This window comes from Microbacterium sp. B24 (assembly GCF_000333415.1).
GTDB lineage: Bacteria > Actinomycetota > Actinomycetes > Actinomycetales > Microbacteriaceae > Microbacterium.
The window spans coordinates 1-6,851 of the sequence record NZ_BADB01000341.1 but is presented as its reverse complement, the minus strand read 5'-3'; the positions used below and the strand labels follow the sequence as shown (position 1 = coordinate 6,851).

The 6,851-nt window shown below is 69.0% G+C and carries 9 protein-coding genes; 4 read left to right on the top strand and 5 right to left on the bottom strand.

Annotated features, from left to right (window positions below):
* Both I5I_RS08820 and I5I_RS08815 read right to left on the bottom strand, forming a co-directional pair.
* A partial coding sequence (locus tag I5I_RS08820; protein ID WP_036318414.1) for a GreA/GreB family elongation factor occupies positions 1-377 on the bottom strand: 377 nt, incomplete at its 3' end.
* A 106-nt stretch (positions 378-483) separates the two neighbouring features.
* A complete protein-coding gene (locus tag I5I_RS08815; RefSeq protein WP_036318413.1) occupies positions 484-891 on the bottom strand; it encodes a DUF4307 domain-containing protein in 408 nt (135 codons plus the stop codon).
* Between the two features lie 63 nt (positions 892-954).
* Here I5I_RS08815 and I5I_RS08810 point away from each other — a divergent pair, with 63 nt between their 5' ends.
* Positions 955-1,269, top strand: a complete 315-nt coding sequence (locus I5I_RS08810) for a hypothetical protein (RefSeq protein ID WP_036318412.1) — start codon at positions 955-957, stop codon at positions 1,267-1,269.
* A gap of 37 nt (positions 1,270-1,306) precedes the next feature.
* Here I5I_RS08810 and trhA read toward each other — a convergent pair whose 3' ends face one another.
* Positions 1,307-2,011 carry a PAQR family membrane homeostasis protein TrhA gene (gene trhA, locus I5I_RS08805; RefSeq protein ID WP_036318415.1) on the bottom strand — a complete coding sequence of 235 codons (705 nt, stop codon included), beginning with the start codon at positions 2,009-2,011 and terminating at the stop codon, positions 1,307-1,309.
* Positions 2,012-2,132: 121 nt separating this feature from the next.
* On the opposite strand from trhA, the gene I5I_RS08800 reads away from it, so the two are divergent.
* The 3 genes from I5I_RS08800 (at position 2,133) to I5I_RS08790 (ending at position 5,730) form a co-directional block, all read left to right on the top strand.
* Entirely contained in the window at positions 2,133-2,918 is a 786-nt protein-coding gene (locus I5I_RS08800) for an isoprenyl transferase (protein WP_005052573.1), read from the top strand.
* Positions 2,919-2,956: 38 nt separating this feature from the next.
* Positions 2,957-4,210 (top strand): aminotransferase class V-fold PLP-dependent enzyme, encoded by a 1,254-nt coding sequence (locus I5I_RS08795; protein WP_036318411.1) that lies wholly within the window; start codon positions 2,957-2,959, stop codon positions 4,208-4,210.
* Positions 4,211-4,374: 164 nt separating this feature from the next.
* A complete protein-coding gene (locus tag I5I_RS08790) occupies positions 4,375-5,730 on the top strand; it encodes a PhoH family protein (protein ID WP_036318410.1) in 1,356 nt (451 codons plus the stop codon).
* Positions 5,731-5,766: 36 nt separating this feature from the next.
* Here the strand turns inward: I5I_RS08790 and I5I_RS08785 are convergent, their stop codons facing one another.
* Both I5I_RS08785 and I5I_RS08780 read right to left on the bottom strand, forming a co-directional pair.
* Entirely contained in the window at positions 5,767-6,423 is a 657-nt protein-coding gene (locus I5I_RS08785) for a response regulator transcription factor (protein ID WP_036318409.1), read from the bottom strand.
* A complete protein-coding gene (locus I5I_RS08780) occupies positions 6,420-6,824 on the bottom strand; it encodes a sensor histidine kinase (RefSeq protein ID WP_441295539.1) in 405 nt (134 codons plus the stop codon). Before I5I_RS08780 ends, I5I_RS08785 begins: the two co-directional genes overlap by 4 nt.
* Between the last annotated feature and the right edge of the window lie 27 nt (positions 6,825-6,851).

Sequence of the window (6,851 nt, the reverse complement as noted above, 5' to 3'; positions counted from 1 at the left end):
AGCGGCGAGGCCTCGCTGTAGACGTCGAGCTCGGAGCCCGCCGCGATCTCACGGCTGCCGAGCAAGAAGACCTCTTCGCCGCCGGCGACGATCGCGGTGACGACGGTTCCGCCCTTGACGGTGCCGTCGGACTCGGGCGCCTCGCCCACCACGGCGTCCTTCAGCAGCGCCTGCAGGGTGCGGATACGCGCCTCCTGCTTGCCCTGCTCGTCCTTGGCGGCGTGGTAACCGCCGTTCTCCTTGAGGTCACCCTCCTCACGAGCGGCCTCGATGCGCTTGGCGATCTCCTCGCGACCCGTCGTCGACAGGTGCTCGAGTTCGGCGGCGAGCCGGTCGTAGGCGTCCTGGGTGAGGAAGGTCTCCGTGTTCTCGGCCACGTCGTCTCCTTGTCGATGGGAATCGGTCGATATGGGTGTGCGGCCCCCGCCGTCGGCACTATGCCAAACGCCCCGGCAGCTGCCAGGGCGCATGTGTCGGATCAGCCTACGGGATCCAGCACGAGGGGACCAAACCGGTCGTCGCTGCGGCGGTCGTCGCGACACGCTCGCTGAACGTGCGGCTGTGAGCGTCGTCGGCCGGGTAGGAGACGACCTTCCATCCGACGATGCCGTGATCCTCGTCCTGAGCCTCCACCACACAACTGACCGCGCTGCCGCGCGCCAGCGTGAGCTGGAAATCGACCGTCACGCTGTGCGGCGCGTCGCTGAGATCGAACCCGGTGACGTCGATGTCGACGGACTGCGCGGCCTGTGTGTAGGTGTTCCACCCGAAGTAGCCGATGAGAGCGAGTACGACCAGACCGCCGACGATCCATGCCGAGCGGCGACGACCTGCGCTCCGGACGCGGCCGTAGCGGTCGTCGAGCTCCTGCTGCGTGCGCATCGCGGTCATGACACTTCCCGAGGTTCTAGGCTGGACTTCCAGGCTAGGCGCTCCGCGCGGAACAGAGGAACGATGCACGCACTGACGATCGCGCTCACGGGAATCGCCGACCCGGCGATTCCGACTCCCACCATGACGGTCAACCCTGACGCCGTCACTCCGGGATTCGTGGGCTTCGTCGGCATCGCGGTCGTCGCGGTGGCTGTGATCTTCCTTCTCATCGACATGCTGCGGCGCATCCGTCGTGCCGGCTACCGCGCAGAGATCGCGGAGGAACTCGACGCGAAGACGGCAGCGGATGCCGAGGCCCGCGCCGACGCTCAGGCGGCGGCGGCCGTCGAGGCGAGCGACACCGACGACCAGGACATCGACCCCGCCTCACGCTGACGCCGGTGCGCCGTGGGTCCGACCGGTACGCGCCGGCTCAGCCCGCCGCGCCCAGAGAGGGCACGAGCGGGTGCAGCGCGATCAGCAGACACGCCGTCCAATGGCAGAGGAAAGCCAGCACGGTGCACACATGGAAGATCTCGTGGAACCCGAAGTGGCCCGGCCACGGGTTCGGCCTCTTCAGCGCGTAGACGATCGCTCCGCCGGTGTACAGCAACCCGCCGACGATGACGAGGACCATCATCGCGAGGTTCGCCTGCAGCAGGTCGACGATGTACATCACCGCTGCCCACCCCAGCAGAAGGTAGAGCGCCACGTAGAGCCACCGCGGGGCGTTGATCCAGAAGACGCGGAACAGGATGCCGAGGATCGCGCCCGACCAGACCAGCACGAGCAGGAGGGTGCCCTTGTCGGGCGTCAGCGCCAGCACGGCGATCGGCGTGTAGGTGCCCGCGATCAGCAGCAGGATGTTGGCGTGGTCGATGCGCTTGAGCACCGCCTTGGTCGTCGGCCCCCAGTTGAACCGGTGATACAGCGCGGAGTTGCCGAACAGGAGGAGCGAGGTCACCATGAAGACGACCGCGGCCCATTTCGCGGCCGCACCCTGGGCGAAGACGATGAGCAGGACCCCGGCGGCCACGGCGACCGGGAACGTTCCGGCGTGGATCCAGCCGCGCCACGTGGGCTTCAGGTCGACCTGTGCACGGACGGAGCCGGCTTCGAGAAGCGGGAGCTGGGGCATGTCGGCGCCCTCGGCGGATGCGTGTCGGGTCACGGCACCGAGCCTACGCGCAGCCTCATGCCGTCTTCCGCACATATCCCGTGTGCGGTCGGGGCCGGGGCTCGCGCGGTAGCGTAGGAACGTGACACCCACCGGTTCGGGCGAGGGGCGCGGATTCCTCTATCGCCTCTACAGTTCGCGCCTGCGTCGCGAGTTGACCCCCGACACCGTTCCCCACCACGTCGCGATGATGATCGACGGCAATCGTCGCTGGGCGCGTCAGGCCGGCTTCACGACGGTCGCGCACGGACACCGTGCCGGAGCCGCGAAGATGCACGAGTTCCTGCGCTGGTGCGACGATCTCGGCATCCGTGTGGTGTCGCTCTACCTGCTGTCCACCGACAACCTCACCAAGCGCGACTCGCAGGAGCTCGCCGATCTCATCGAGATCATCGCCGAGCTCGCCGACGAACTCTCGCTCGAGCCCGGCTGGCGCGTGCAGCACGTGGGTCGAGCGGAGATGCTGCCACCGGACCTGGCCCGCGTGTTACGGACGGCGGAGGAGCGGACGGCCGGAAACACGGGCCTGCACGTGAACCTCGCGGTCGGCTACGGCGGACGAAGCGAGATCGTCGACGCCGTTCGCAGCATCATCGCGCAGCACGACGAGCGCGGCGGCTCGCTCGAAGAGCTCGCTGCCAGCCTCACCCCGGAGCAGATCGGCGAGCACTTGTACACCGGAGGGCAAGCGGATCCCGACCTGGTGATCCGTACCTCGGGCGAACAGCGTCTCAGCGACTTCCTGCTCTGGCAGTCGGCGCATTCCGAGTTCTACTTCGTGGAGGCGCTCGGGCCGGATCTGCGCGAGGTCGACTTCCTCCGCGCCATCCGCGACTACGCCACGCGTGATCGCCGGTACGGCAGCTGACGGGAGCGGTCCGACCCGTAACGACGCGGCGTGGGACAATGGAGGACGTGAACGACCTGCAGCCCTACCTCGATACCTTCGACAGCGCAGCGGGGTATCTGGACTGGGCGGCATTCGGGCCGCTCTCACCTGCCGTGCGAGCCGAGACCCTGGCCGATGCCGAGCTCCTCGGCAGCGGTCGACGCTCCGGAATCGATCTGGTCTCCGAGAGATCCGACGAGGCGCGCGGCCTCGTCGCACAGGTTCTGGGATGTTCCGTCGACGAGGTCGTGTTGCAGCCGTCGACGACCCACGGATTGCAGCACGCGATGCAGGGTCTTCGGGGCGTGCTCGTCGTGTCGGCTCAGGAGTTTCCCGCCCTGCGGGTCACGGCGCGCCGCGCTCAGGATGCTCGCGGCGTGCTCTCGGTTCGCGAGATCGACCCCTCCGGCGGGATCGTCACGGCGGATGCCGTGGCGGAGGCGCTCGATGACGAGGTGACGGCGGTCGCCGTCAGCCTGGTCGATTTCCGCACGGGAGCTGTCGCCGACCTGGCGGCGATCCGCGACCGGATCGGTGATCGGCTGCTCATCGTCGATGCCGTTCAGGGTTTCGCCGTCGTCGACGCCGACTGGGATGCCGCCGATGTGGTGTGCGGCAACGGGTACAAATGGCTTCGGGCCGGCCGGGGCACCGGCTTCGCGCGGTTCTCCGATCGGGCACGTGAGCACATCGAACCCGTACTCTCGGGGATCTCCGGTATGCAGGGTGACGCGAGCAGCGTGGGGGTTCCCGCGCCGCTGCCGACGGCCGCCGCCTATCAGGTCGCCCCGGCCGACCACCTCGCCGCCGGTCGCCTGGCGGCGGCGCTGCGCGAGGTGCTCGACGCGGGCATCCCGGACGTCGCAGCAGAACTGCGCTCGCGCGCACGGGCCGTGATGGATCTCGCAGATCGCTATGGGATTCCTGTCGTGACCCCGCGCGACCGGCACGCCGGCATCGTGGCCCTGCAGCCGGCGCCCCACGAGGCGGCGCCGTTGGCCGCCGCGCTCGCCAATCACGGCGTCACCGTCACTGCCCGCGGCGCCACGATCCGGGTCGCGCCCCACGTCGGAACGGGTGCGGACAGTTTCGTTCTGCTCGGCGACGCCTTCGCCGAGCTCGCCGCCGCGCGTGCCGTCGTCGAGCCCGGTCCCGCCGCCATCGCACTGCCGGAGCCCGGTTCTTCCGACGATCTTCCGGTCTCTCTCGAGGTCACCGCGGCCCCCACGCAGGCTCTCGAGGCCTCGTCCGCCGACGACATCACACGTTAACGTCCCCGACACCGATCGGCGGCGTGTCGCGGATGGCGCGAGCGCATCGCGCGCCGTACGGTCATCACATCGGGCAAGGCGCCCGGTCGGGTCGGCCTCCACACGACTCGTGGCCACGGTCGACTCGAAACTGCCGGGTGCTCCACCCGGGGCGGGAGTGAGTTGTGACCACACGGGCTTCACTGCAGCAACGCCGGATCGATGAGAGTGTCGAGGAGGTCGTGGACACCGATCTGCGCACCTACGTCCTCGACACCTCTGTGCTCCTCAGCGATCCGCGCGCGTTCTTCCGGTTCGCGGAGCATTCCGTCGTCGTCCCCGTGGTGGTGATCACCGAGCTCGAAGGCAAGCGGCACGACCCGGAGATCGGCTACTTCGCCCGGCAGGCTCTGCGTCACCTCGACGAACTGCGTGTCGAGCACGGGCGCCTGGACTTCGCCGTCCCCGTCGGGGACGGAGGAACGCTGCGCGTCGAGCTGACCAACACGGATCCCTCCGTTCTGCCCGCCGGCATGCGGCTCGGCGACAACGACACGCGCATCCTCTCCGTCGCCATGCACCTCGCTTCCGATGGCCAGCGAGTCACGGTCGTCTCGAAGGACCTCCCCATGCGCGTCAAGGCGGCCTCTCTCGGCATCCACGCCGAGGAGTATCTCGCGGAGCAGGCCGTCGACAGCGGGTGGACGGGCATCGCCGACATCGCGATCTCCGGTGACGACATGAGCGACCTCTACGAGGCGGAGGTCGCGACCAGCGAGGAGGTGCACGGCCTCCCGGTGAACACGGGTCTCGTGATCCACTCCGAGCGCGGGTCGGCTCTCGGCCGCGTCACCGGAGACGGCGCGTTCCGCCTCGTCCGCGGCGACCGCGACGTGTTCGGACTCCACGGCCGCAGCGCTGAGCAGCGCATCGCGATCGACCTGCTGCTGGATCCCGAGGTCGGGATCGTGTCCCTCGGTGGGCGCGCCGGAACCGGCAAGTCGGCGCTCGCTCTCTGCGCGGGACTGGACGCTGTCCTCGAGCGTCAGCAGCAGAAGAAGATCATCGTCTTCCGCCCGCTGTTCGCTGTCGGGGGCCAGGAGCTGGGCTACCTGCCGGGCGATCAGTCCGAGAAGATGAATCCGTGGGGGCAGGCGGTCTTCGACACCCTCGGATCCGTGGTCTCCGGAAACGTCCTCGAGGAAGTCGTCGCGCGCGGGATGCTCGAGGTGCTCCCGCTGACCCACATCCGCGGGCGCTCCCTCCACGACGCCTTCGTGATCGTCGATGAGGCGCAGTCTCTCGAGCGCAACGTGCTGCTGACGGTGCTCAGCCGGATCGGGCAGAACTCGCGCGTCGTCCTCACCCACGACGTCGGCCAGCGCGACAACCTCCGTGTCGGCCGCCACGACGGCATCGCCTCGGTGATCGAAACGCTGAAGGGCCACAGCCTCTTCGGTCACGTGACGCTCATGCGCTCCGAGCGTTCGGCGATCGCCGCACTGGTCACCGACCTGCTGGAGCAGGGCGAGCTGAGCTGAGGCTCCCCGTTCGCACCGCGCCGTCCGCGGCGAGGCCTACTCCCAGCGATAGCCCTCGCCGCGGACGGTAGCGATGTGGTCGGCGCCGAGCTTCGCTCGCAGGTACCGCACGTAGACGTCCACGACGTTCGAACCCGGATCGAAGTCGAGGCCCCAGATACGGCTGAGCAGCGTCTCACGCGTGAGGACCTCGCCGGCATGACGCAGGAACTGTTCGGCGAGTGCGAACTCGCGGGCGGAGAGGTCGACGTCGTGACCGGCCACGGAGCAGCGGCGCGTCAGCAGGTCGAGCGTCACATCTCCGCGGGAGAGCACCATCGTGATGGCTCCCGTGCGCTCCCGAAGACGCGAGCGCACGCGCGCCATGAGCTCCGCGAGCGAGAAGGGCTTCGGAACGTAGTCGCTGGCGCCGGCATCCAGCCCGTCCACGGCGTCGCGGGCCGAACTACGAGCGGTCAGCATGATCACCGGGAGCGACTGCCCGTCGCCGCGCAGACGCCGCAGAACCTCGAATCCGTCCATGCCGGGAAGGCCGACGTCGAGGATCACGAGATCGATGTCACCGCGCGAGGCACGTTCGAGGCCGGCCGCGCCGTCCTCGCAGGCGGTCGTCTCGTACCCTTCGGCGGACAGGGCGCGCGAGACCATCGAGACGATGTGCGGCTCGTCGTCGACGATGAGGATGCGGGTCATCCGGAGGCCTCCCGTTGTTGGACGACATCCCCCGCGCGCACCGGCGTGGGCAGCGTCGCCTGCGTACCGATGGGGATCTCGATGGTGAAAGTGGCACCGCCACCCGGAGTGTCGGCCACGGTGCAGTGACCGCCGTGCGCCTTGGCGATCGCGTCGACGATGGCGAGGCCCAGGCCCGACCCGCCGACCGACCGCTTGCCGGTGCCCCGGTCGAAGCGACGGAAGATGCGGTGGCGCACCGCGGGCGCGATTCCCGCGCCGTGATCGCGTACCCACAGCTGAGCACCGGAGGGATGCACGGCGCTGCCGATCTCGATCGCCGAGCCGGCGGGGGTGTATTTCGCCGCGTTGTCGGCCAACTGCAGCCACGCCTGCAGGAAGCGATCACGATCNGCGTGGATGATCCCTGCTGCGCGTTGCTCGACCCC

Coding starts and splice junctions, on each gene's coding strand:
- I5I_RS08815 (WP_036318413.1), bottom strand. CDS start 891: ATGACCGCGATGCGCACGCAGCAGGAGCTCGACGACCGCTACGGCCGC.
- I5I_RS08810 (WP_036318412.1), top strand. CDS start 955: ATGCACGCACTGACGATCGCGCTCACGGGAATCGCCGACCCGGCGATT.
- trhA (WP_036318415.1), bottom strand. CDS start 2,011: ATGCCCCAGCTCCCGCTTCTCGAAGCCGGCTCCGTCCGTGCACAGGTC.
- I5I_RS08795 (WP_036318411.1), top strand. CDS start 2,957: ATGGAGGACGTGAACGACCTGCAGCCCTACCTCGATACCTTCGACAGC.
- I5I_RS08785 (WP_036318409.1), bottom strand. CDS start 6,423: ATGACCCGCATCCTCATCGTCGACGACGAGCCGCACATCGTCTCGATG.